The following is a 23,130-nucleotide window of genomic DNA, read 5'->3' on the forward strand; positions in this document are numbered from 1 at the left end:
GGACGTGTTCAGAAAATCAATCACTTTTTTTATCTTGGTAGGCTTACTTTGGCTGCTGTTATGGACATACGTACCAGACTGGTCACCTGAACAGCTCTCTGTGACCGATTTTCTGCGAGGGTTTTGGTTGTTATTCGCGGTGATGGCCTGGGCGTTTGCGCTTTTGATTGCCGTCATCAGATTCAAAGGAATCGACTTGTTGGCGGCTGTATTTCCTCAATCAAGGATCGCTTTGTGGTTGGGCAAACAGGCATATGCTTTCAGTCAGCCAAAAACCGTCATTCACATCACCTACCATGGGCCCGATGAGGAATGCCACATTGTTTTAAAAGTGAACCAACAGCGTTTTGAATACAGTTTGTCTCAAAAAAAACAGCAATCTGTCGCACTGGGATACATCAAAGATAATCCAACCATCAAATGGCAACAAGCACATTCAGGCACCAACAAACAAGTTCTGATGATCAATACGCATTTGAAGAAATTAGGTCGAAATCAAAGTTTTGAGCTGCACATCACCGATAACCAATTACAAATAGCGATGGTCAATCAGGACAGTTAGTTTTTAGTCAAAACCTGTTGAATGGAGGGTTTTGTTAGCGCTTCTTCAATCAACTGGTAGGAAGGTCTGATTTTGAATTGTTCTGACAATTTCAAGTTAACTTTTTGAGATTGGTTCTTGTAGTGGATATAAAGTTGCGCTTTACCTTTGCCATGTTTGGCCAACAACTCATCAATGTGTGCGCCTAGCTGATCACTGTTTTTTGAGCTCACGAAACAGATACGATCACAAAACAAAGCCACTGCTTCATCCAGACTATACAGGTTATTGATCGATGAAATGAAAATTTCATTGTCGGCTTTGCCATCCCTGCCTTTGAAGGTTTTCATGCCTGCTGTACCTTCAATCAATATCATTGCATTGGTTTCAAGTTTGTCTTGGTTATCATAATAAAACGCTTCACTTAAATTGAATTCAAAGGCACCGGATTGATCGACAATCCTGACTTTCATCTTGCCTTTGAACCCTGGCCTGACACCAGTTACCAAACCAACCACTCTGAAATCCTTGGTTGGGGCGTTGGTGATGTTCATTTCATGAAACTTATTCAGTTCAAATGTGGTCACATGAGATAAGCACTGACTGGCCAGTTGCAATGGATGATCACTGAGAAAAGTACCGGTGACAGTCTTTTCAGCCAGTAATCGTTCAAGCCTCTCATCCTCTTTGACCAGCGGTAATTTTATCGACTGATATGAACTGTTGCCAGCGGCATTACCAAACAGATCAAACTGTCCAGCATCTCTGTCTTTACTCATCTGATCTGCCGCTTTAACCACCCGCTCCATGCCATCCAGCAGCTGTCTGCGGTTATCATGTAATTGATCAAATGCACCGGCCCTGATTAAGGCCTCTAAGGTTCTTTTATTAACTTTACGCAGATTGACTCGGGTACATAAATCTTGGAACGATTCGAAAGAGCCATTTTGTTCTCGTGCCGTGATGATTTCTTCTATCGCACCCTCACCCACGCCTTTGATGGCGCCCAAGCCATAGATGATCGCTCCATCTTTGGCCTTGAACTTGTACACCGACTCATTCACATAAGGTGGTTTGACCGCAATTTTAAAGCCTCGGATATCAAACAGTTGATTGACCACTTTATCGGTATTGTCCATGTCAGCCGAGAGTACTGCAGCCATAAAATGTACAGGATAATGCGCCTTTAAATATGCCGTCTGATAGGAAACCAAGGCGTATGCTGCTGAATGTGATTTATTAAAACCATAACCAGCAAATGTTTCTATTTGGGCAAAAATATCAGCTGCCAATTGCGCATCAACATCACGTTCAACTGCCCCATCAATGAATATTTGTTTCTGTTCCTCCATCACCGAAGCAATTTTCTTACCCATGGCTTTACGCAGGATATCAGCGCCACCCAAGGTGTATCCAGAGAGCACTTGTGCTATTTGCATGACCTGCTCCTGATACAAAATCACCCCATAAGTGGGTTCAAGAATTTCTTTCAATGAATCATGCATGTAATTAGGCGTTTCCATACCATGTTTACACTTCACATAAGTATCCACCATTCCTGAATCGAGTGGCCCAGGTCGATACAAGGCCACCAAAGCAATGATGTCCTCAAAGCTGTCCGGTCGCAAACGACCGATCAATGCTTGCATGCCCGATGACTCTAATTGAAAAACTGAAGTGGTTTTTGCCGACCTGAGCAAAGCAAACGTTTTTTTATCATCCAAGGGGATATCAGCGATATCCAGCTTATTCCCCGTCTCCTTCTCAATTGACTGTAAGGCCCAATCAATGATGGTCAGCGTTCTCAAACCCAAGAAATCAAACTTAACCAAGCCAATGGACTCGACATCGTCTTTATCAAATTGAGAAACCACTGACTGCGAGTTTTCCTCAACATAAACGGGACAAAAATCACTGATGGCGCTTGGCGCTATGACCACCCCTCCGGCATGTTTACCAACGTTTCTTTTCAAGCCTTCCAATTTCAATGACAAATCAATGACTTCTTGTGCTTCCTCGTCTTCTTCATAAAGCAATGCCATCTCTGGCGCTTTTTTCAATGACTCAGTCAAGGTGATGCCTAAATCATTAGGAATTAACTTGGCAATACCATCAACCACCGGATACGGATAACCCAGGACCCTGCCAGCATCCCTGATCACAGCTTTGGCATTCATTGAACCGTAAGTGATGATTTGACTGACTTTTTCTTTGCCATACTTATCTGCCACATAAGCGATCACTTCATCACGCCTGTCCATGCAAAAATCGACATCGAAATCAGGCATGGATATCCGCTCTGGGTTCAGAAAACGTTCAAACAGCAGCTCATACTTCAACGGGTCTAAATCGGTGATGTGCAATACATAAGCCACCAAAGAACCAGCACCAGAGCCTCGACCTGGCCCTACTGGAATTTGATTGTCTTTTGACCATTTGATGAAATCAGAAACAATCAAGAAGTAACCCGGGAAACCCATGTCCAAGATCACTTTGATTTCGTGGTCCAGTCGATCATGGTAATCGGCTTCGGTATAATCAGGATCAGGACCGTTGCTTGCTAAGAATTGATTCAGGTTGTCACGGCATAACAAGGCAAAGTAACTGTCAATGGTTTGACCATCTGGTACCGGAAAATCCGGCAAATAATAGTCTTTGAAATTAAAATCCAAATTACAGCGCTGGGCAATGGCATAGCTGTTGTCAATCAAACTGGGGTATTCGGTAAACGCCTCAACCATCTCCTTACTTGATTTGATATATTGCTCACCGGTGTATTCTTTGGGTCGTTTGGTGTCTGCCAGTACATAGCCCCGGTTAATACATATCCTGGCTTCGTGGGCATTAAAATCATCGGCTTCCAAGAAACGACATCGGCCTGTGGCCACCATTGGTATGCCTTGATGTGAGGCCATATACATCACTGCTGCGTTGAAGCTGGCTTCATGTTCACGGTCGATATCGGCCAGAGCCAAATAGTACCTGTCAGCAAAAACTTGTTGCCATTGCAGCATACAACTCACAGCCTCATCAAGCTTTTGGCTGGCAATCAAGCGACCCACATCACTGAACATGCTATCAGCCAATACAATCAAACCCTCGTTGTGTTGAAAAATATAGTCGCTATCAACACAGGGCTGGTGGTGGTTATTGCGGTGGTACTGAGCATGGGAGATGATTTGGCTGAGGTTGAGGTAACCAGCGCGGTTCTGACACAGCAGAGTCAATTCAAAAACCAATTCCGGATCATTCGGATCAGTGACCCAAACATCGGCACCAATGATCGGTTTGATACCGGCTTTTTTGGCTGCATTGAAAAACTTAATGGTGGCAAAAACATTGTTCATGTCAGTGATGGCCACAGCAGGCATGCCCAAGGCCTTCACTTTCTCAATCAATTGTGGAATCCTGATGGTGGAATCCACAATGGCATATTCGCTGTGCACATTTAAATGAACAAATTGCTTATCCATGATTTATAACAATTCCATTTGTATCAGTTGTTTAACGGGTGCAAAACTTTTACGATGATGCTCACAAGGACCGTACTTCTTCAAAGCATCTAAATGTTGTTGGGTGCCATAGCCCTTGTGCTGTGCAAAACCGTATTCTGGATAATCCTCTGCTATGCGCTGCATCAAATGATCTCGTTCAGTTTTGGCGATGATTGAAGCAGCACTGATGGCTGCCACTTTGCCATCACCTCCTATTATGGCCTCACTGGCCACATCGAACTCTGGGCACTTGTTTCCATCCACTAAAATTTTCTCAGGAGAAATACTCAGTTGTTTTACCGCTTGTTGCATGCCTTGCATAGTCGCTTGTAGTATATTGATTTGATCAATGCGTTCAACTGAAACGTGAACCACTGACCAGCACAAGGCTTTGGTTTTGATTTCATCCACCAATAACAGACGCTTTGCTTCAGATAATTTTTTTGAATCATCTAAACCTTCAATCGTATCACCAAGTACCACTGCAGCCACAGTCACAGGACCTGCCAGTGGTCCACGACCAGCTTCATCAACACCGACAATCATGACCTTTGCTCCAAAAACTGTTGCACCGCCAATGCCGCTTGATGGGGATGTGGTGGTAACAGCGTTTGGTGTAATTGCTCAAACTCAGCAATTAACATTTCAGGATCTGGTCGATTGATAACCTCCTCACAAGCGCTTGTCAGATTTTCAATCGTGAGTGCTGTTTGCATCACTTCAGGGACCAGAAAATCACCATGCAGTACATTCGGCAGTGAATAGTAATCTAGTTGCATCATTTTAAATGTTTTCACCAGCCACCAAGTCACAGCAGATATTTTATAAGCAACCACCATAGGGGTTTTGCACAACATCGACTCCAAAGCCACAGTACCCGAGCCTAACAAAGCAAAATCTGCTGCTTGTAACAATTCAGTGGCATCATCGATCCACTTAACCTGTAAGCCCTCAGACTGCGTCAGCGACTCAGTCAAAGCAATTTTCTCAGCACTGATGTTGCTGCTGCAAATGACCCAATCATCACCCAAATTAAGCTGTTTGATGGTGCGGGCGAACAACGGTACCAATGTTTTTATTTCACGGTTGCGACTGCCAGGCAACATGGCCAGGACTTTTTTATCAGCCATACCCAATGTCGTTTTGTGTTGCTTTTTATTGACCTTAACAGGAATCTGTTGAGCCAGTGGATGACCCACAAATTGCGCTTTGATCGATGTCTGCTCATAAATGCGCACTTCAAATGGGAACAGGGTTAACAAAGCATCTATGAATTTTTGCATCTTAAAAATGCGTTTAGGGCGCCAAGCCCAAACCGAGGGGCTGACATAATGAATCACTGGAATGGCATTTTTCTTCATCGCCTTGGCGATTGAAAAATTCAAATCAGGTGAATCTATGCCAATAAACACATCCGGTTTAAAAGCAATGATTTGTTCGACGATGTGTTTTTTCACTTTCAACAAACTGGGCAAATCTTTCAATACTTCCACCAAACCCATCACTGAAAAAACTTCATTGTCTTGAATGATGCGCGCTTGGGTCGCTCTGATTTTATTACCACCCACTGCGATGACTTCAATCTGTAAGTTAACTTGCACTAAATCTTTGAGTAATGCCGCACCCAGCATATCACTGGAAGCCTCGCCAGCCACCACAGCTATCTTTACCGGTCTTGCTGGCATCAACGAATGATGCTTCTGGATGAGTTTGTTATGAACTCAACCATCAATTTAACATCAGCTGATTCTTGCCCCATTTGTTGTAACTCATCAACTGCCTGTTCTAATTTGAGATCTGATTTGTATAGAATTCGGTAGGCTTTTTTGATTTGAGAAATCCTGTTCTTATCAAAACCCCGCCGTTTCAAGCCTTCAAAGTTTATGGCTCTGGGTTTGGCAGGGTTGCCTTGAGCCATAACAAAGGGCGGTAAATCTTTTTGGAATCCTGAATCCATGGCTGAAAAAGCATGGGCACCTATGCGACAAAATTGATGGATTTTAGTGAACCCACCGAGAATGGCGTGATCGCCCACATGAACATGTCCTGCCAGCGAACTACAATTGGCTAAGATGGTGTGACTGCCCAAAATACAGTCATGAGCAATGTGTACATAGGCCATGATCCAGTTGTTATCACCCACTTGGGTGAGGCCTTTATCATCAACAGTTCCTCTGTTGATGGTGACGTATTCGCGTATGGTGTTGTTATCACCGATAATCAGCTGTGTCGGTTCATCGGCAAACTTTTTATCTTGCGGGTCTTCACCAATCGAGGCAAATGGATAAACTTTGTTACCACTGCCGAGCTGTGTTTGTTTGGCAACAACCACGTGAGACTTGAGCTCACAATCATTCCCAATAACAGTGTCTTTTTCGATGATGCAATAGGGTCCTATTTTGACATTTTCACCTATTTCAGCTGATGGATCGATGATGGCAGTGGGATGAATCATTTACTTTTCTCTGCGCATAAAATATCTGCTTTGGCCACGACTTTGCCGTCGACTGTGGCTTTGCATTGGTATTGTGTCATGTTTCTGATGACTTTTTTAATTTGACATTCAAACACCAATTGATCACCGGGTGTGACGATTTGAGTGAATTTGGCATTGTCGACCTTGACCAAATAGAACAAAGCATCATTGGCAGAACCATCGCGAGACAGCTGGGTCAGAACACCAGCTGCTTGAGCCATCGCTTCAACCAACATCACCCCTGGCATCACTGGGTGGCCAGGGAAGTGGCCTTCAAATTGAGGTTCATTGAATGTGACGTTCTTTATGGCTTTGATCCACTCACCTGGCTCATAATCAATTACCTTGTCCACCAATAAAAAGGGATACCTGTGAGGAATGAGCTGCATGATTTGCTCAACACCTATGGTTTTATTATCCTCAGTCATTAATCTTTTTCTCCAAAAGTCTGACACGTTTTGCCAGTTGATCTAATTGTTTGGCTCGGACCGCATTGCGGCGCCACTGTTTGGTTGGTTGTAATGGCGCCACTGAACTGTAAGAATCGGCCTGATTGATTGAGTGGGTGACCAGCGCCATCGCCTGAATGGTTACACCATCGCATATTTCTATGTGACCAACAATCCCGACACCGCCACCGATGAAGCAATTCTTACCAATTTTGGCAGATCCAGCAACCGCAGTACATCCAGCAATCACCGTGTGGTCACCAATTTGAACATTGTGACCAATTTGAATTTGGTTATCCAAACGCACATCGTCACCGAGCACAGTGTTTTCTATGGCACCACAATCTATGGTCGTGTTAGCGCCAATTTCACAATCGTTACCAATCTCGACCACCCCTGTTTGTGGAATTTTAACCCAGCCTTGTGCATCCCGCGCTAAACCAAAACCATCGGCACCTATCACCGCACCTGGATGAACGATGACCCGATCTCCGATACGGGTTCCTGCTTCAATCTTAACTCCTGATTTGATTTGGCAATCCTCACCAATGTGAACATCCTGACCGATATAAACATGTGAGCCAATGCAACAGTTATCAGCCACCTTACTGGCAGCATCAATGTGAGTCAGCGGCCCTACTGAAACCGAAGCTGCCACTTCAGCAGCCTCCGATACCACAGCACTTGGGTGAATACCTGGTTCAACTTGCTGACCCTCATGCTTGGCTTGTTGAAAAAATTGTGCAACGTGCGCAAATGTGACATAAGGGTCTGCAGCAATCAATGCATTACCGGTATAGTTTTCCGCTGTCTTGGCATCAAGGATGACTGCACCAGCTGCCGTGTTTTCTAAGTATTTTGTGTAATTGGGGTTAGCCAAAAAGGCAATATCTTCAGCGCCGGCATTGATTAATGTAGCCACTGCACGCAGTACCACATCACCATCACCTTTGAATGTTTTATTTTGGCTGTGGGCCAATTCGGCTAAGGTAATCATACATTCACCCTATTGGTCAGATGAATAATTAACCCGCAATTGTTGCAAAATCTCTTCGGTGATATCGATTTTTTCATTGGCATATAAAATGGCATTGATGAGTATGGCATCATAACCATTTTCTTGCGCATAAGCTGCAACCACAGCACGTATTTCTTGTTGTACATCATCCACCAATTGAGAGTTTCGAATCGTGATGGCGTCTTTCATGTCTTCTTTAGCGCGTCTGACTTGTCGCTCCAAGATGCGTGCCCGCTCTTGCAATTCAGCCAATTTATCAGGTGTCATAAAATTACCTTCTTTTGAAATGGTATTTTCTAATTCCTGTAAATTGGCTTCTTGCTCTGAAATTCGAGAATTTTGTTCTTCGAATTCGGTAGTTAAAGTTTGGTTTGCTGCAAGGATTTGTGGCGATTGGCTGATCAATGTATTCATATCAACATAACCAATCTTGCCTTCGGCCACAGCGTCACCCAAACTCAACAAACTGAGTTTAATCACGATAACTTGTAGCCACAGCTTACGCATCAATCAGAAGGTATTACCAAAGGTGAACTGTAATCGCTCTGTTCGATCAAGGCGGTCTTTGTTAAATGGATAAGCATATGAAATAACAATCGGACCAACTGGGGCTTGCCACTTCAGAGCGATACCAGTGGACATCCTTAACTCACGTGCTTCAAATGAATCGGTGTCATCAAAGACGTTACCCACATCAACAAACCAAGCCAAACGAGCCGCATTACTGGACTCCTTAGCAAAGGGTGGAGGGAAAACCAACTCAGCCGAACCCACTACTTTCAGCGCACCACCTATAGGATCACCGGTTCTGGATGTAGTCGGGATGTTTTGTTCTATTTCAGATGGGAAAGGGCCACCCACATTTGATTTGGGACCCAAAGTATTATCATCATAACCCCGCACTGAACTCACGCCGCCAGCAAAAAAGTTCTCAAAGAACGGCAGACCCGAAGTGTCGCCATAACCATCACCATAACCAATTTCACCGCGCAATGACAAAGTGAATTTATCGGTCAAAGGAAAGAGGATATTCTCTTTGATATTAATCTTATAAAACTCAGCAGTACTGCTGGGTAATGAGGCCTCAAAACCAATCGAATGGAACGCACCACGGGTGGGATTAAAGAACCTGTTGCGACTGTCTCTTGCCCATCTGGCTTCAGCTTTGTATAAGGTAAATGCACGACGGAATTGGAATGGCACCAAGATGGTTTCATCATCCACGCCAGTGGCAGGAGGTAACACACCACCATCAAAACATTGGTTGGTCAAACGTGGTAAGTCAGCGTCGTCTTCAGGTCTTAATATAGGATCAATACAGGTATAGGCATAACCACCCAAATCAATCAAATCATCAACAATCGCCTGTGCGGTAAAACGCTCAGTGGCTCGCAAAGAAATCCGTTCATAAGACAAATTGGTATAGATTCGATCAAATTCTGTGATTGGGAAACTGGCTTGGATACCCACACTGCCGTTAGTGGAGTTGTATTGAGCAATGTTGGCGTCACCTTGGTTGATATTGGTAAAATTCAAACTATAACCCAACGAAATGCCATCGTCTGTGAAATAAGGGTTCTCATATAAGAGGTTCAATCTTTTGTAGAAATCTGATGTGTTCACTGCAACCGACAAAGTATTACCCGTGCCCAATAGATTCTGCAGCGACACACTGGTTGAAAAGTTGAGTCCACTGAGTTGTGAGAAGCCCAAGCCAAAAGTAAATTGGCCCGAGTTTCTCTCTTTGACCGTAACGTTGACATCTATCTGGTCTTCAGTTCCTGGCACTTGCTCAGTCTCAATATCTACTTGCTCGAAGTAAGGTTTTTGTTGTAACCTGAGTTTAGAACGATCAACCAGGGCTTGTGAGAACCAAGCACCTTCGAACTGGCGCATTTCTCGTCTGAGCACTTCATCCTTGGTTTTTGTATTACCAATAAAATTAATCCTTCTGACATAAACCTTCTTGCCAGGTACCACAAAATAGGTCACATCTACAGTTTTGCTCTCTTCATCGACATCGGTGACTGGTGTAATCTCAGCAAAGGCATAACCACGGTTTGCCAACACTGATTTCAATGTGGTATTGGTTAATTCGATTTTATTTTGCGCAAATGTCTGACCTTCTTGACTGATCAGATACCTCTGCATGATGTCCTTATCGAATATCAATTCACCGGTTAAATCTTGCTTACCAAATTGATACTGCTCACCCTCTTGTATGTTGGCTGTGATGTAGATGTCTTTCTTATCATTGCTGATGGTCACCTGTACTGACTCTACCTCTGCATTGACATAACCCCTGTCGAGGTAATAGGATTTAAGTTTCTCTAGATCGCCATTGAGTTTTTCTTTCGAATATTGATCATCTTGTGAATACCACGACAGCCAGTTGGTGGTGTCTGACTCGAAAGCCCCAATTAACTCCTCGTCAGTAAAGACCGTGTTACCAACAATTTTTATGTGTTTAATCTTGGCTGCTTTGCCTTCATTAATATTGATATTTACCAATACCCGGTTACGCTCTAATTCTTTGACATTGGTATCGATTTCAACGTTGTACTTTCCTCGAGAAAAAAACTGTTGTACCAATTCGTTCTTAACTTTTTCCAACTCAAGCTTATCGAACACCTCACCTTCGGATAATCCAATACTGTTTAAACCTTGCATCAACTCTTCGGTTTTAATACTTTTATTACCATCAATCCTGATGGTAGCAATCGCTGGCCGTTCAGTAACCTCAACCACTAATACGTCACCTTCTTTCAACATTTTAACGTCACTGAAGTAACCGGTTGAGAAAACGCCCTTGATTCCAGCCCTGACCGCATCGGCATCAACCACATCTCCGCGTTCAATAGGCAGGTATGAAAATATGGTACCGTGAGAGATTCTGTCTGCGCCAATGATTCTGATATCACTGACCGTGAAAGTATCCATTGCTTTTACATTAAAAGATAAAAGCAGCAAAAGTAAAATTAGATTTCGCATATAGGTTTGATTTTATTTTTTCTGTATTTTAAGACACTGACCTTAAAATGTCGTTATAAAAAGCTAAAGACATCAAACAAAATATCATAAACATCCCAATTAGTTGGGCTTTCACTTCAAATTGTTCAGTTAAAGGTGATCCTTTAATTTTTTCAATGGTAAGGAACAGCATCTGACCACCATCCAACATAGGGATAGGAACCAAATTAATGATGCCTAAGCTTAAACTGACCAGCGCCAAAAATGACAAGTACCATGCAAAACCTCGAGCCACTGAATCATTGGCCACTTGGGCGATGGTGATTGGGCCAGATAAGTTCTTAACTGAAGCCTTTCCAGTAACCAATTTCCACATCATTTCCAATGATTTGCTGGTGATTTTCACCATTTGATTGTAAGCCTCAGGTATGGCTTCAATGGGCCCATAAGACAATTTAAAAAACAAGCTTCTGGCATAATTCTGTTCAGATTCCGAAGGTGGAATGGAACTGATACCCAAAATTTTTCGGTTTGGGTCATCAGGGTCAGCAATCAAATCGGGCACAGTGATTTCCAATACTTCATTACCACGCAACACTTTAAGCGCAATTGGTCCTTGTTCTATGCCTTGAATCACATCAACCACGGCATACCAATCAAGCACTTCCTCGGCATTGATGGCCAAAAGTTCATCACCCGCTTTCAAACCGGCTTTTGCTGCGGGCAATTCGCTGTTTAAAGGCCCCATTTGGGTGGTTACCGGCAAGCGGTATCCTTGCAAACCGATATAATCAATCAAATCCTCTTCCGCCACATCTGCCGGCACTTGACTCAATGGCAGTATCTTGTTGGTTTGGGTACCAGTGACTGTATTGACTAGGACTTCAACATCACGCCGATCAATGCCTGCTGTGATTAAATTCAATGACACATCAGACCAAGTGCGAATCGCTTGACCATCGATCGCTTGGATTTGGTCTTTAGCCATGAAACCAGCTTCTTGCATCAGTTGTGTCGGTTCACCTAAGGTCGGTCGAATTTCATTTTTACCCACCACAAACATCAACCAATACAATCCCAAAGCCAAAATGAAATTAAAAGCGGGACCTGCTACCATGATCAGCATTTTTTGCCAATAAGCTTTGCTGTTGTAGGTTTGGTTGGCATCCTCAGGCGCCACATCACAGTCACGGGTATCAAGTAATTTTACATACCCACCCAAAGGAATAGGAGCGACTGCTATTTCTGTGCCCTGTTTGTCATAACGTGACCAAATTGGCTTGCCAAATCCCACACAAAAGCGCAGTACTTTTACTTTGAACAGCCGCGCCACCCAGAAGTGACCTAGTTCGTGAAATGTGACCAACACACCCAGGGTGATGATGAGCCAAAATATACTGCCTAGAATTGTTGTCATGGTTTATCGGTTTGATTGAATTAGTGCGGTGGTTTGTTGCCTGACTTCAGCATCAAGCGCTTTAAGATGTGCCAAAGACTCAACAGACACCACATCAATGATATCCAATATTTTAGCATTGTAATGGCCAATTTGGTCAAACCGGATTTGACCAGCCAAAAATGCCGCCACACTGACTTCATTTGCTGCATTCAATACTGCTGGGGCGGTACCACCAGCAACCATGGCATCTCGGGCCAACTGCAAACACTGAAATTTCCGCATATCAGCTTGGTAAAAATTTAACTCGCCTTGTGAAACCAAGTCTAAAAAATCAGCGTCATTAGATAATCTTTGACCCAGACCCAAGCCATGAGAAATTGGTATTTGCATGTCAGGACAGCCCATTTGCGCCAACACCGAACCATCCTCATAATTGACCATTGAATGGATGATGCTTTGTGGGTGCACCACAACTTGAATATCTTGATTGGGCATGTTGAACAACCAATGGGCCTCGATGATTTCCAAACCCTTGTTCATTAAAGTGGCTGAATCCACTGAAATTTTAGCCCCCATGTCCCATTTAGGATGGGCCACAGCCTGTGCCGGTGTGATGTCGACAAAATCCATTTCAGGGGTATTCCAAAATGGACCGCCAGAGGCAGTCAAGGTGATATTTCTGACATGTTCAGGCCTGGTGCCAATCAAGTAGTCAGAACCCAAACATTGATAGATGGCATTGTGCTCTGAGTCCAAAGGAACTATCTTGGCACCCGTTTGTTGAGCCAATTGCATCACCAAAGGTCCTGCTGCAACAATCGACTCTTTGTTGGCCAATAACAGTGTCTTACCAGCTTTGACAGCAGCCAACACTGAATCCATACCGGCATTGCCGACAATGGCAGCAACCACCAAATCAACTTCTTTATCAGCCACCATGGCATCAAGTGCACCTGCGCCTGCATGTACCTGAGTGGTTGAATTAGATAAGGCTTTTTTAACCGTTTGGTAGGCTGCTTTATCGGAAATCACCACATTTTTAGGCTTAAACTCAGCTGCCAGTCGAATCAACTTTTCGCTGTTTTGATGTCCACTGAGTGCATGTACTTTGAATTGATCTGGGTGCTTGCGGATGATGGCCAGGGAAGAATCCCCTATTGAACCCGTTGCACCGGTTATCGCAACTGTTTTCATAACACAATATTCAACACATAAAACAACGGCGCAGCAGCGATTAAACTGTCAAAACGATCAACAAATCCACCATGGCCAGGTAGCAAGTTTGAGCTGTCTTTGACATTCGCTTGGCGCTTACCCAAACTGGCAACCAAATCACCAACTACCGAAAATAAAGCCACAGGAATCATCAACAACAACGCTTTTTGCCAAGTCATGGCTAAATACGTTGCCACAACCACCGCATAAATCGCGACCAAAATTTGTGCACCAATGACACCTTCCCAAGTTTTTCCAGGGCTGATATTAACAGCTAATTTATGTTTACCCATGGTCTTACCGCTGACGTAGGCACCAATGTCTGCCACCCAAATCAATAAAAACAATGACATCACGAGCCAACGACCTGCACCTTGTTCATACAATTCATTGAGCGAAAAACCAAACAATATGATGGCCAAAACGCCCAACATAGTTTTGCTGACAATCTGTGGAGCGGTGTTTTGATAACCCCACTTGTGATTACGCAGCCACAATAAACCCAGTAACCAAACAAATGCATACAGCACAGAAAATGCCAGCAGCATGTTTTGACTGATAATTCCTTGAGCAAGGGATGAGAACAAATCCACTTGATTGGCCAGGTAATAACTCAAAAAACTCAAGATCATGGCATTGACCAAAGCTTGATAAGTTCTCAATTGATTGATTTTTAACCATTCATAAGTAGCTGCTGTTTGAATAACAAACACCACAAAGGCAAATACATAATGGTTGCCGTAGATAACGGCACCCAACAAAATCGGAGCCAATAGTATTGCTGTCAGAATTCTTTGCTTAAGCATCTTTTTGCTCCTTTATCTGTTGGCTGGTTTGACCAAAACGTCGTTCTCTGCGGTTGAACTCAGTCACAATTTGAGTCAAATTTTGACCGTCAAAATCAGGCCAAAGGGTATCATCAAAAAATATTTCTGCGTAGGCTATTTGCCACAACAAAAAATTTGAGATGCGATGCTCACCACCCGTTCTAATTAATAAATCTACTTGGGGTTTATTGGCCAATGAAAAATAATCATTGAGTCTTTTTTCATCGATGCTTGCCTCATCAACTAAGTTTGACTTCACATCACGAGCAAGTTGGCGTGCTGCTTGTAGCATGTCCCATCTACCACCGTAATTGACCGCTATAGTTAAATTCAGTTTGGTCTGAATGGGCTGCAAACTGGCCACTTCGGTCATTTTATTTTGTAATTTATCGGAGAATCGACTCAAATCACCAATGAAGTTTTGTTTGACTCCTTGCTTCAATAATTCGGGAGTTTCTTTGTTCAGAGAACGCATAAACAAATCCATCAGCCTTTTGACCTCTTTTTCGGGTCGCGACCAATTTTCACTGCTGAAAGCAAATAAAGTCAAGTGAGGGATGTTCAATTCGACACAGCTTTCAATGACAGCACGCACTGCCTTGACGCCTGCTTGGTGACCAAATGTCCGTGGCCGTTTTCGCTGGGTTGCCCATCGCCCGTTTCCATCCATGATTATGGCGATGTGCTTAAGACTCATTGATTTTTTGTTGGTTGAGAAATGAGTTAAATTTCCATCAATTCTTTTTCTTTGTCAGCAATAACATCATCCACTTGCTGTACAAATTTATCGGTTACATCCTGTACACTTTTTTCTGCACCACGCAAATCATCTTCGGTAATTTCTTTGTCGTTGAGCATGTTTTTCAATTGGGTGTTACCATCTCTGCGGATATTGCGTATGGCAATTTTACTGTTTTCTGCAATTTGTCCAACCAATTTAACCAGGTCTTTTCTGCGTTCTTCAGTTAATGGTGGTAACGGTATTCTGATCACCATACCTGCACTCACCGGGTTCAGGCCTAAATTTGAAGTCATGATGGCTTTTTCAATCGGTTCAATCATGGTCTTTTCCCATGGCGTAACCGTTAATGTTCTGGAATCTTGAACTGACACATTGGCCACTTGATTCAATGCAGAAGCTGAACCATAGTAATCGACCATAATGCCGTCCAATAAACTGGTATTGGCACGTCCAGTGCGTACACCTTTTAACTCATTGTGGAGCGCCTCAATGGTTTTGGACATGCGTTGTTCTGCTTCTTTGATGATTTCATTGATCATAATTTGCTCCTTATTCTGCACTCACAATGGTGCCAATGGTGCTGCCCATGACGATGTCCATCAGGGCATTTTCTTTGTTCATGTTAAAAATTTGAATCGGCATTTGTCTGTCACGACACAATACCACAGCTGAAGTATCCATGACAGCCAGTTTTTTTTCTATGACTTCATCATAGGTTAAATGATCATATTTGAAGGCATTGGGATCTTTGACTGGATCTGCCGAATAAATGCCATCTACTTTGGTGGCTTTCAAAACAATATCAGCGTTGATTTCAATGGCCCTTAGGCTGGCAGCAGAGTCAGTGGTAAAAAACGGATTACCGATGCCTGCCGCAAAGACAGTGATGTTGCCTTTTTGTAGGTGTCTGATCGCACGACGTCTGATGTAATCTTCACAAACTTCATGAATACCAATGGCCGACATGACCCGCACTTTAATGTCTTGTTTTTCAAGCGCATTTTGCAAAGCCAGTGAGTTCATCACAGTAGCTAACATACCCATGTGATCACCTGTCACTCGGTCGATACCTGATTTACTTAAGCCTGCGCCTCTAAAGATGTTACCACCACCGATAACGATGCCAATTTGAACGCCCAATTGATGAACTTGGGCGATTTCTTTTGATATGCGATTGATGACCTGAGGATCAATACCATAATCCTCAGCCCCCATCAATGCTTCTCCGCTGAGTTTCAGCAGAATTCTTTTGTATTTAATCGAATCAGTTTCCACGTGCTTGAGCCATTACCTCTTCAACAAAGTTATCTACTTTTTTCTCGATACCTTCGCCAACTTCAAAACGCACAAATTCTACCACATTTGCATTTTTCGAGTTCAATAATTTCTCAACAGTCATGTCTGGGTCTTTTACAAAAGGCTGACCAACCAAAGTGATTTCAGCCAAATATTTTCTGATTCTTCCGCCAACCATCTTTTCAATGATTTCTGCAGGTTTACCAGAATCTTGTGCTTGAGCCACTAAGATTTCTTTTTCTTTTTCTAATTGAGCTGCCGGCACTTGGGCTTCAGAAATGTATTCAGGATTGGCTGCCGCAATATGCATCGCCAAATCTTTAATCAATTCCTCATCGCCACCAGTCGTAGCAACTACGACACCGATGTTTTTACCGTGTGAGTAATGACCCACTGCACCATCGGCACATTCAACCAACTGGACGCGTCTGACTTGGATATTTTCGCCAATTTTAGCAACCAGGTCAGTTCTGAGCTGTTCCAAAGATTTGCCATCAATTTCGACTGCCATAACAGTTTCAACATCTGTCGCTTTGGCATCTAAAGCTGCGTTTACAACAGCGTCAGTGAAGCCCAGGAAGTTTTCATCTTTTGCAACAAAGTCTGTTTCGCAGTTAACTTCAACCAAAACCGCGGTTTTGTTGTCAGCTGATGCAGCCACTTTGACAATACCATCAGCAGCAACACGGCCTGATTTCTTAGCCGCTTTAGCAGCACCAGACTTTCTCATGTTCTCGATGGCAACCTCTATATTTCCATCGGTTTCAACCAATGCTTTTTTACATTCCATCATACCGGCACCGGTGATTTCGCGTAATTCTTTAACCATTGCAGCTGTAATACTCATGTTTTTTTCCTCGTTCAATATGTAAAAATAGTCCGGCCCTCATACAAGGACCAGACTTTTAAAATGTATAACTGAAAATCTTCAGTCTTCAGTTTTTTTAGCCACTTTTTTCTTAGTGGTTTTTTTCTTAGTTGTTTTCTTCTTAGTGGTTTTCTTTTTGGTGGTTTTTTTCTTAGTGACTTTCTTTTCTGCAGGTGCAGCCGCCTCTTCAGCAACATCCTCGGCCACAGCTTCTTTCACTTCTTCTTTAGCCACTTCCACTTTATCTGCCAATGGTGCTGCAGCAACTTCTTTGGTTTTTACCTCGGGAGTTACGATTGCTGGTTTTTCCTCGGCTTTTGGCTTTTCTTTCTTTGCAGGTGCTTCTTCTTTGACATTGATTTGCATGGCTGCCTTACCTTCTAAGATTGAGTCTGCTGCAGTAGCAACATACAATCTGATGGCTTTCATGGCATCATCATTGGCTGGAATAACGTAATCAATTTGATCAAAGTTGTTGTTGGTATCAACCACAGCGACCACAGGAATACCCAGTTTTTTGGCTTCGTTAATGGCAATAGACTCATAACGAGTATCCAAAATGAAAAGCGCATCAGGCAATCCTTTCATGTCCTTGATTCCACCTAAAGTCTTTTCCAATTTGACTCTTTCACGTTCCATATTTAACTGTTCTTTTTTCACAAAACGTTCGATGCGACCATCAGCTTGCATAGACTCAATGTCTTTCAAACGGTTGATAGATGCTTTGACTGTTTTGTAGTTGGTTAACATACCACCCAACCAACGGTGAGAAACAAATGGCATGCCACAACGTTTGGCTTCTTCCTTAACGGCTTTGCTGGCGGCACGTTTGGTACCAACAAACATTACCTTACCGCGACGTGAGGCAATTTTGCCCATGAAGTTCATCGCATCATTCATCATCTCTTCAGTTTTTCTTAAATCGATGATATGAATTTTGTTTCTTGAGCCAAAAATGTACGGCGCCATTTTGGGGTTCCAATATCTGGTGTTGTGCCCAAAGTGAGCACCAGCATCCAGCAACTGTTTGACATTAACTTTTGCCATTTTATATTTTCCTATGATTTAGGGTTATTTCAATACCAAGCTCAATCGCAACAACTTGTTTCAACAAGCACCCTGCAACGAATTCTGAGCCTGATAGACATTATGTTTGTGAGTCAATCACAAACGCTGATCAAACAACACAAAGGTTATTTGATTTTTTTCTCGTTATAAACAACATGTTTTCTGACAACTGGATCGTATTTTTTCATTTCCATTTTGTCAGGTGTGTTTTTCTTGTTTTTATCAGTGGTGTAATAGTGACCTGTACCGGCACTTGAAACCAACTTGATTTTATCTCTTTTACTGTTACTCATGATTACACCTTCTCGCCACGATGACGCATTTCAGCCAAAACAGCATCGATGCCTTTTTTATCAATGATTCTCATACCCTTGGTTGAGACTCTTAATTTGACCCACTTGTTCTCACTTTCCACCCAAAAACGGTGGCTTTGTAAGTTTGGCAGAAACCTTCTGCGGGTCTTATTCATGGCGTGTGAAACGTTGTTTCCTACGGTGGTTTTCTTTCCAGTAACCTGGCATACTCTTGACATAATATTTCTCTCTATCAGTGATTACTTTTTAGTTTCCAACTTCTCGGTAATACGAGCAGCTTTACCTTCAAGACCACGTAAGTAATACAACTTAGATCTTCTGACTTTACCGCGACGTTTAACTGTCACGCTGTCAATCATAGGACTGTGGGTTTGGAAAACACGCTCAACGCCTTCACCGTAAGAAATTTTTCTAACTGTAAAAGCCGAGTTAAGACCACGATTTTTAACTGCAATCACAACGCCTTCGTAATTCTGAACACGTTCACGGCTACCGTCGATAACTTTAACACCAACAACCACAGTATCGCCTGGATTGAAAGTAGGTAAATCACTGCGTAATTGAGCAGCTTCTATTTGTTTTATGATGTCACTCATGATTTTTTTCTCTTAATCATTCATTTTTCTGGGTACTTGAGTCGCTTAATTCGCGCTCAGAGGTGCCTGCCATAAGATCAGGCCGTTTTAGTTTTGTGTTGTTTATGGACTGCTGTTGCCGCCACAAACTAATGGCCTGATGATGACCACTTAACAAAACTTCTGGGACGCCTGATTGCCCCAATATTTCTGAACGGGTGTATTGGGGAATACCCAACAAACCATCCATAAATGAATCAGTTCTTGCTGATTCACCATCACCAAGAACGCCCTCTATTTGGCGTCCTATAGCATCAATGACCACACAAGCAGCCATTTCGCCACCACTGATGACATAATCACCAATGGAAATTTCTTCATCAACGTATTGTTCAACAAAACGCTGGTCTATACCTTCGTAACGGCCACACACTAAGGTGATGCAGCTGCCCTTAGCCAATTGGTTGACCCTTTCTTGACTCAACCTTTGGCCCTGTGGAGACATCAAAGTCACCACACCTAAACTATTCTCATCAAGGCTTTCAATGGCTCGATGCAATGGGTCGTACATCATCACCATGCCAGCACCACCACCAAAGGGCTTGTCATCAACGCGATTGTGCTTATTCTCAGCAAAATCTCTGGGATTAACACAATCAACAGTGATCAATCCCGAATCAATGGCCTTACCAATCACACCATAAGACAATGTTGTCGCAACCATTTCTGGGAACAGTGTGATGACATTAAAATGCATCAATTCATTTCCAGCTGCCAGTCCACAATCATTTTTTGTTGTTCTAAATCGATTGCGATGACATATTGACCCCATATATAAGGAATCAAAACTTCGTTGCCTTCTTCATCTTTAACCACCATAACGTCATTGGCTCCAGTCTCAAAGAAAGCATCCAATGTTCCAAAGTGCTGGCCTTGACCATCCTCAACAGTTAATCCAATCAACTGATGCCAATAGTATTCATTGTTTTGCAGTTGCGTTAAATCGGTCAGGCTGACTCGTACTTCATCACCAATGTAACGTTGAGATTTTTCTCTGTTGTCACATCCTTTGAAGTAAGCAACTATGGTCTTACCATGCTGCTTGGCCTTGATTCCTTTGATTTCTTCATCACCTACAATCCATGTAGTGTAATTAACAATGTTTTCCATCGGCCTGGTATAAGAAAAAACTTTTAACCATCCTCTGACACCGAAATGACCAGTAACTTTACCTACCGTTATCAAGTCATCACTCATTGTGGGTTTTATGCAGTTTTCTGCGCTTGCTTAAGTAATGTACCTACTCGTGTAGACAATTGGGCGCCTTGACCAACCCAGTGATTGATGCGCTCAACATTCAAATTCAGCTTAACTTCTTGACCACGAGCCATGGGGTTGAAAAAACCCAATCTTTCCAAAGCTTTACCGTCACCAGCGTAGCGTGAATCTGTAGCCACAACTTTATAGAAAGGCGAACGCTTGGCGCCATGCCTTACCAATTTAATCTTTACCATAATTTACCTCTAAAAATTCAGGGCACTAAAAAAGGTGGGCAATTTTAATGGAAATTACCCCAAGATAACAGCTTTATTTATGCTTTTTTGCTGTTATTATTGAACAGCTGCGCATTATAACCAATGACAACCGAATTTCAAGAAGTTATTAACCCAGTGGGCCTATCTCTTTGGGGTCTAAAATACCGTGCCTGATAGCAAGGTGAGTGAGTTTAACATCGTTCTGAATGTCGAGCTTTTCTAATATGCGGTACTTATAGGTTGCCACAGTTTTATCATTCAGGCCCAAGATACCGCCAATCTCTTTGGCTTTCTTACCTCTTACCAACAACAACATCACTTCCATTTCGCGGCCAGTTAATTCATCAAAAGGAGATTCACCGGCACCACCTGGCAGCATCGCCAAAGCCATTTGTTGGGCAATATCAGCCCCTACGTAACGCTGACCCGCATAAACTTTCTTGATAGCAGATTCCAACTCTGATGCAGCACAACCTTTGGTTAAGTAACCGTTGGCACCAGCATCAAGCAGCTGTTTGGGGTATGGGTTCTCAGCATGTATGGTCAAGATAATAATGCGAACATAGGGATCAATATCAGTAATTTTCTTGGTAGCCTCCAAGCCACTCATACGCGGCATATTAACATCCATCAAAACCACATCAGGCTTTTCTTGTGCCACCTTTTCAAGTGCCTGATGACCATCATCACATTCACCGACTATCTTGATGCCCGACATTTTCTCTAAAACCAACCTGATCCCGGTTCTTACAATGTCGTGGTCATCCACCAATAACACTTTAATCATTCCACAATCCTCTTTATCCTTTTTATAGTTATTATTTTATTTATACCATATCATAAAAATATTTTCTGACAATTCAAGGCGCGACTTCTCCAAGCAATCCCCAAAAGCCCAAAACCACCATTCTGCCTCAGCAGTGATTGAACAGATTATTGATGTCACAAAGATTTCAAACAATTGCCCATCAAACCAAAACAGCCCCCTTATACTGACAAAAAACAGCCACTGAATCAGACCAAAACGCTGCCAGTTATGACAAACAACTGGCCCAACTGATAATTCAAATAAATTTCATCCAATGACATAGCCAAAATTCACTACATCGCTATAATACCCCCCATGATTACAGTTAAAGCTGCAAAAAATAACACTCCAAGCAACCAAAAGTTTGGTTTAGCCTTGGCCGGCGGTGGTCCGCTGGGCGCTTTCTATGAGCTGGGCGCCTTGTGCGCCATAGAAGATTCAATTTCGCCCCTTGAAATCACTGAACTGGATGTTTATGTCGGAGTCAGTGCTGGCGCATTCATAGCTGCAGGTCTGGCTAACGGCATAGACCTCAAACAAATGGCTAAGATTTTTGCTTTCAGTAAAAAGAATGAAACACCGTTCAACCCAGATCATTTTTTACAACCTGCCTACAAAGACTACGTCTTTAATCTGGCGAAAACCCCAGGATTGGTCAGCAAAACATTACTCAAATGGGCTAAAAACCCACTGAAAACCAGTGTGGTTGACATGCTAGAAATAGCCGGCAAAGTACTGCCAGCTGGGGTCTTTAATAACGAGAAACTTGAAGAGTTTCTGAAAATCATTCTGTTGGAACATGGCCAGACCAATGACTTTAGCGCCTTAAAAAAAGAGCTTTATGTCGTCGCTTGTGAATTGAACAGTGGCAAGATTGCCGGGTTTGGTAACAATGACAACAACCACGTTCCAATTTCTAAAGCAGTTCAAGCTTCGTCAGCCCTGCCGGGTCTGTATTCACCTGTCAAAATCAACGGTAAGTTTTATGTAGACGGCGCTTTGCGTCGCACCATGAATGCCTCTGCTGCGCTGAAGAAAAACACCCATTTGTTATTTGCGGTCAATCCAATCGTGCCTTTTGAAAGAACCTTGAAACTGGATGAGAAAGGTTTGGTCAGTGGCGGCCTGCCATTGGTGTTATCACAAACTTTTCGCTCTATCGTTCAATCTCGATTGAAATCTGGTCTGGACAAATACGAAAGCCTTTTCCCCAGTTCAGATATCATCCTATTTGAGCCGGATGCCAATGACGAAACCTTGTTTAAGTCAAATTTGTTCAGCTATTCAAAGCGTGATCAACTGTGTGATTATGCTTACCGATCAACACGCAAACACATCATCAAACAGAAACAACAATTAGAACCAATCTTAAAACGTCATGGCCTGTATATCAATGAGCATAACTTGGTTCAAAAGAAACGCAAAATCAAACATTTCATTGATCAAAAGCATGCCACTGCACATTGGTCTGAAGCGTTAGGTCAGTCGCTTGATAGCTTAGAACGCACCATTCGCTCAAAACAATAAAAAAACCA

The 23,130-nt window shown here is 42.8% G+C and carries 24 protein-coding genes and 1 pseudogene; 2 read left to right on the forward strand and 23 right to left on the reverse strand.

Annotated elements, in window-relative coordinates; genetic code table 11:
- The first annotated feature begins 4 nt into the window (after positions 1-4).
- Positions 5-562: a hypothetical protein gene (locus QNI24_RS11875; RefSeq protein ID WP_267177295.1), complete on the forward strand. Its 558-nt coding sequence runs from the start codon at positions 5-7 to the stop codon at positions 560-562.
- Here the strand turns inward: QNI24_RS11875 and dnaE are convergent.
- The 23 genes and pseudogenes from dnaE to QNI24_RS11990 all read right to left on the reverse strand — a co-directional run bounded on the left by dnaE (position 559) and on the right by QNI24_RS11990 (position 21,574).
- A complete protein-coding gene (gene dnaE / locus QNI24_RS11880; protein WP_267177294.1) occupies positions 559-4,014 on the reverse strand; it encodes a DNA polymerase III subunit alpha in 3,456 nt (1,151 codons plus the stop codon). The two genes, QNI24_RS11875 and dnaE, sit on opposite strands and share 4 nt — an antisense overlap.
- A 3-nt stretch (positions 4,015-4,017) precedes the next feature.
- Positions 4,018-4,581, reverse strand: a complete 564-nt coding sequence (rnhB, locus tag QNI24_RS11885; RefSeq protein ID WP_267177293.1) for a ribonuclease HII — start codon at positions 4,579-4,581, stop codon at positions 4,018-4,020.
- Positions 4,578-5,720, reverse strand: coding sequence for a lipid-A-disaccharide synthase (lpxB, locus tag QNI24_RS11890; protein WP_267177292.1), 1,143 nt, complete (start codon positions 5,718-5,720; stop codon positions 4,578-4,580). The genes rnhB and lpxB overlap by 4 nt, the downstream gene beginning before the upstream one ends.
- A complete protein-coding gene (gene lpxA / locus QNI24_RS11895; RefSeq protein WP_267177291.1) occupies positions 5,720-6,490 on the reverse strand; it encodes an acyl-ACP--UDP-N-acetylglucosamine O-acyltransferase in 771 nt (256 codons plus the stop codon). The genes lpxB and lpxA overlap by 1 nt, the downstream gene beginning before the upstream one ends.
- Entirely contained in the window at positions 6,487-6,939 is a 453-nt protein-coding gene (gene fabZ, locus QNI24_RS11900; protein WP_267177290.1) for a 3-hydroxyacyl-ACP dehydratase FabZ, read from the reverse strand. Before fabZ ends, lpxA begins: the two co-directional genes overlap by 4 nt.
- Entirely contained in the window at positions 6,932-7,957 is a 1,026-nt protein-coding gene (gene lpxD / locus QNI24_RS11905) for a UDP-3-O-(3-hydroxymyristoyl)glucosamine N-acyltransferase (RefSeq protein ID WP_267177289.1), read from the reverse strand. The genes fabZ and lpxD overlap by 8 nt, the downstream gene beginning before the upstream one ends.
- A 9-nt stretch (positions 7,958-7,966) precedes the next feature.
- Positions 7,967-8,485 (reverse strand): OmpH/Skp family outer membrane protein, encoded by a 519-nt coding sequence (locus tag QNI24_RS11910; RefSeq protein WP_267177288.1) that lies wholly within the window; start codon positions 8,483-8,485, stop codon positions 7,967-7,969.
- 3 nt (positions 8,486-8,488) lie between these two features.
- On the reverse strand, positions 8,489-10,918 hold the full coding sequence (gene bamA / locus QNI24_RS11915; RefSeq protein ID WP_283708726.1) for an outer membrane protein assembly factor BamA: 2,430 nt from the start codon (positions 10,916-10,918) through the stop codon (positions 8,489-8,491).
- A gap of 79 nt (positions 10,919-10,997) precedes the next feature.
- On the reverse strand, positions 10,998-12,365 hold the full coding sequence (gene rseP / locus QNI24_RS11920) for an RIP metalloprotease RseP (RefSeq protein WP_267177286.1): 1,368 nt from the start codon (positions 12,363-12,365) through the stop codon (positions 10,998-11,000).
- A gap of 3 nt (positions 12,366-12,368) precedes the next feature.
- Positions 12,369-13,541 (reverse strand): 1-deoxy-D-xylulose-5-phosphate reductoisomerase, encoded by a 1,173-nt coding sequence (dxr, locus tag QNI24_RS11925; protein WP_267177285.1) that lies wholly within the window; start codon positions 13,539-13,541, stop codon positions 12,369-12,371.
- Positions 13,538-14,368 carry a phosphatidate cytidylyltransferase gene (locus tag QNI24_RS11930; protein ID WP_267177284.1) on the reverse strand — a complete coding sequence of 277 codons (831 nt, stop codon included), beginning with the start codon at positions 14,366-14,368 and terminating at the stop codon, positions 13,538-13,540. The genes dxr and QNI24_RS11930 overlap by 4 nt, the downstream gene beginning before the upstream one ends.
- Positions 14,361-15,086, reverse strand: coding sequence for a polyprenyl diphosphate synthase (uppS, locus tag QNI24_RS11935; RefSeq protein WP_267177283.1), 726 nt, complete (start codon positions 15,084-15,086; stop codon positions 14,361-14,363). Before uppS ends, QNI24_RS11930 begins: the two co-directional genes overlap by 8 nt.
- Positions 15,087-15,112: 26 nt before the next feature.
- Complete coding sequence (gene frr / locus QNI24_RS11940; protein WP_267177282.1) at positions 15,113-15,670, reverse strand: ribosome recycling factor; 558 nt, start codon at positions 15,668-15,670, stop codon at positions 15,113-15,115.
- 10 nt (positions 15,671-15,680) lie between these two features.
- Positions 15,681-16,406, reverse strand: coding sequence for a UMP kinase (pyrH, locus tag QNI24_RS11945; protein WP_267177281.1), 726 nt, complete (start codon positions 16,404-16,406; stop codon positions 15,681-15,683).
- Positions 16,396-17,274: a translation elongation factor Ts gene (gene tsf, locus QNI24_RS11950; RefSeq protein ID WP_267177280.1), complete on the reverse strand. Its 879-nt coding sequence runs from the start codon at positions 17,272-17,274 to the stop codon at positions 16,396-16,398. The genes pyrH and tsf overlap by 11 nt, the downstream gene beginning before the upstream one ends.
- A gap of 255 nt (positions 17,275-17,529) precedes the next feature.
- Positions 17,530-18,342, reverse strand: a pseudogene (gene rpsB / locus QNI24_RS11955) (30S ribosomal protein S2); the annotation flags it as partial.
- Positions 18,343-18,488: 146 nt separating this feature from the next.
- A complete protein-coding gene (rpmG, locus tag QNI24_RS11960) occupies positions 18,489-18,656 on the reverse strand; it encodes a 50S ribosomal protein L33 (protein WP_267177279.1) in 168 nt (55 codons plus the stop codon).
- A 2-nt stretch (positions 18,657-18,658) separates the two neighbouring features.
- The gene (gene rpmB, locus QNI24_RS11965) at positions 18,659-18,895 is read right to left on the reverse strand and encodes a 50S ribosomal protein L28 (protein WP_267177278.1); all 237 of its coding nucleotides are present in this window, start codon (positions 18,893-18,895) and stop codon (positions 18,659-18,661) included.
- 21 nt (positions 18,896-18,916) lie between these two features.
- Positions 18,917-19,273 (reverse strand): 50S ribosomal protein L19, encoded by a 357-nt coding sequence (rplS, locus tag QNI24_RS11970; RefSeq protein WP_267177277.1) that lies wholly within the window; start codon positions 19,271-19,273, stop codon positions 18,917-18,919.
- A 16-nt stretch (positions 19,274-19,289) separates the two neighbouring features.
- Positions 19,290-20,009 carry a tRNA (guanosine(37)-N1)-methyltransferase TrmD gene (gene trmD, locus QNI24_RS11975; protein WP_267177276.1) on the reverse strand — a complete coding sequence of 240 codons (720 nt, stop codon included), beginning with the start codon at positions 20,007-20,009 and terminating at the stop codon, positions 19,290-19,292.
- Positions 20,009-20,509, reverse strand: a complete 501-nt coding sequence (rimM, locus tag QNI24_RS11980; protein ID WP_267177275.1) for a ribosome maturation factor RimM — start codon at positions 20,507-20,509, stop codon at positions 20,009-20,011. The genes trmD and rimM overlap by 1 nt, the downstream gene beginning before the upstream one ends.
- 8 nt (positions 20,510-20,517) lie before the next feature.
- The gene (rpsP, locus tag QNI24_RS11985; RefSeq protein ID WP_267177274.1) at positions 20,518-20,766 is read right to left on the reverse strand and encodes a 30S ribosomal protein S16; all 249 of its coding nucleotides are present in this window, start codon (positions 20,764-20,766) and stop codon (positions 20,518-20,520) included.
- Positions 20,767-20,914: 148 nt separating this feature from the next.
- The gene (locus tag QNI24_RS11990; RefSeq protein ID WP_267177273.1) at positions 20,915-21,574 is read right to left on the reverse strand and encodes a response regulator; all 660 of its coding nucleotides are present in this window, start codon (positions 21,572-21,574) and stop codon (positions 20,915-20,917) included.
- Positions 21,575-21,910: 336 nt separating this feature from the next.
- Here QNI24_RS11990 and QNI24_RS11995 point away from each other — a divergent pair, with 336 nt between their 5' ends.
- The gene (locus tag QNI24_RS11995; protein WP_267177272.1) at positions 21,911-23,122 is read left to right on the forward strand and encodes a patatin-like phospholipase family protein; all 1,212 of its coding nucleotides are present in this window, start codon (positions 21,911-21,913) and stop codon (positions 23,120-23,122) included.
- Positions 23,123-23,130: the final 8 nt, after the last annotated feature.

Origin of the sequence: Marinicella marina (genome assembly GCF_030065545.1) — a bacterium.
GTDB lineage: Bacteria > Pseudomonadota > Gammaproteobacteria > Xanthomonadales > Marinicellaceae > Marinicella > Marinicella marina.